Source organism: Stenotrophomonas sp. P5_A8, assembly GCF_056400545.1.
Genome location: NZ_JBFULB010000530.1, coordinates 1 through 1,494, shown reverse-complemented (window position 1 = coordinate 1,494; position 1,494 = coordinate 1). Strand labels below are relative to the sequence as shown.

At 68.5% G+C, this 1,494-nt stretch carries 2 protein-coding genes; both read left to right on the top strand.

What is annotated here, in order from left to right:
- Window positions 1–495 (top strand): M23 family metallopeptidase (locus AC1DQP_RS20395; RefSeq protein WP_478052418.1); only part of this gene is annotated, 495 nt, incomplete at its 5' end.
- Between the two features lie 124 nt (window positions 496–619).
- Window positions 620–1,480 (top strand): PA4780 family RIO1-like protein kinase, encoded by an 861-nt coding sequence (locus tag AC1DQP_RS20390; protein WP_457318618.1) that lies wholly within the window; start codon window positions 620–622, stop codon window positions 1,478–1,480.
- Window positions 1,481–1,494 lie beyond the last annotated feature (14 nt).

Here is a 1,494-nt window from a genome sequence, read left to right as displayed (position 1 = left end):
GCGGCCGCGGCCGCGGCCCCTGACGCCGCAGCGGCGCCTGCTCCGGCCGATGGCACCGGCCTGCTGCTGCCGGTCCAGGGCATCACCGCCGCCCAACTGCAGGACACCTTCACCGACGCGCGCAGTGAGGGCCGCGTCCACGATGCGATCGACATCCTGGCCCCGGCTGGCACGCCCGTGCTGGCCGTGGCCGATGGCACCGTGGAGAAGCTGTTCGACAGCGCGCGTGGCGGGCTGACCCTGTACCAGTTCGAGCCCGGTGGCCGTTATTGCTACTACTACGCCCACCTGCAGCGCTACGCCGATGGCCTGGCCGAGAAGCAGCAGGTCAAGCGCGGCCAGGTGATCGGCTATGTCGGCAGCACCGGCAATGCCAGCCCGGAGGCGCCGCACCTGCACTTCGAGATCCATGCGCTGGGTCCGGAAAAGCAGTGGTGGAAGGGCGAATCGCTCAACCCGTATCCGGTTCTGCGAGGGGAACAGGGGCTGCCGTGAGCCCCCTTGGCGTCCGGGCTGAACGGCTGGCACGGAGCGCCGATGGCCGGGCCGCCCCGAAGATGCGAAAATCCCTCCCCCTTTCCGGCGGGCGCATTGGCGCCGGCCACAATCCCGAGATTCCGTGAAGACCCCCCAAGGCCTGCAGGCGCTGATCGACGACGGCGTGATCGATGAAGTGCTGCGCCCGCTCAAGAGCGGCAAGGAAGCAGCGGTGTACGTGGTACGCAGCGGCGACGATGTGCGCTGCGCCAAGGTCTACAAAGACATGGCCCAGCGCAGCTTCCAGCAGCGCGTGCAGTACCAGGAAGGCCGCAAGGTGCGTGGCAGCCGCGAGGCGCGTGCGGTTGGCAAGGCCAGCAAATACGGACGCAAGCAGCAGGAAACCGCCTGGAAGAACACCGAGGTGGACGCGCTGTACCAGCTGCGCGACGCCGGTGTGCGCGTGCCCGAGCCGCACGGCTACTACCACGGCGTGCTGGTGATGGAACTGGTCACCGACGCGGACGGTTTCTCCGCCGCCCGGCTGGGCGAAGTGGAGCTGGAGCCGGACCAGGCGCGCGAGTTCCACCAGACCCTGGTCCGCCAGGTGGTGCGCATGTTGTGCTGCGGCCTGATCCACGGCGATCTGTCGCCGTACAACGTACTGGTGGGCCCGGACGGCCCGGTGGTGATCGACTTCCCGCAGGTGGTCAGCGCCGGCGGCAACAACGCCGCGCGCAGCATGCTGCTGCGCGACGTCAACAACCTCACCGCCTACCTGGGCCGGTTCGCGCCGGAGCTGCTGGACAGCTGGTACGGCGAAGAGATGTGGGCGTTGTTCGAAGCCGGTGACCTGCTGCCCGACAGCCCGCTCACCGGCACCTTCGTGCATGACGAAACCACCATCGACCTGGACGGCGTGCGCCACGCGATCAACGATGCGCGCGAAGAAGCGCTGATCCGCCAGCAGGGTCGCGAGGCGGCGGAAGAAGACGAGGATTGAAGCGGCGGTAGAGC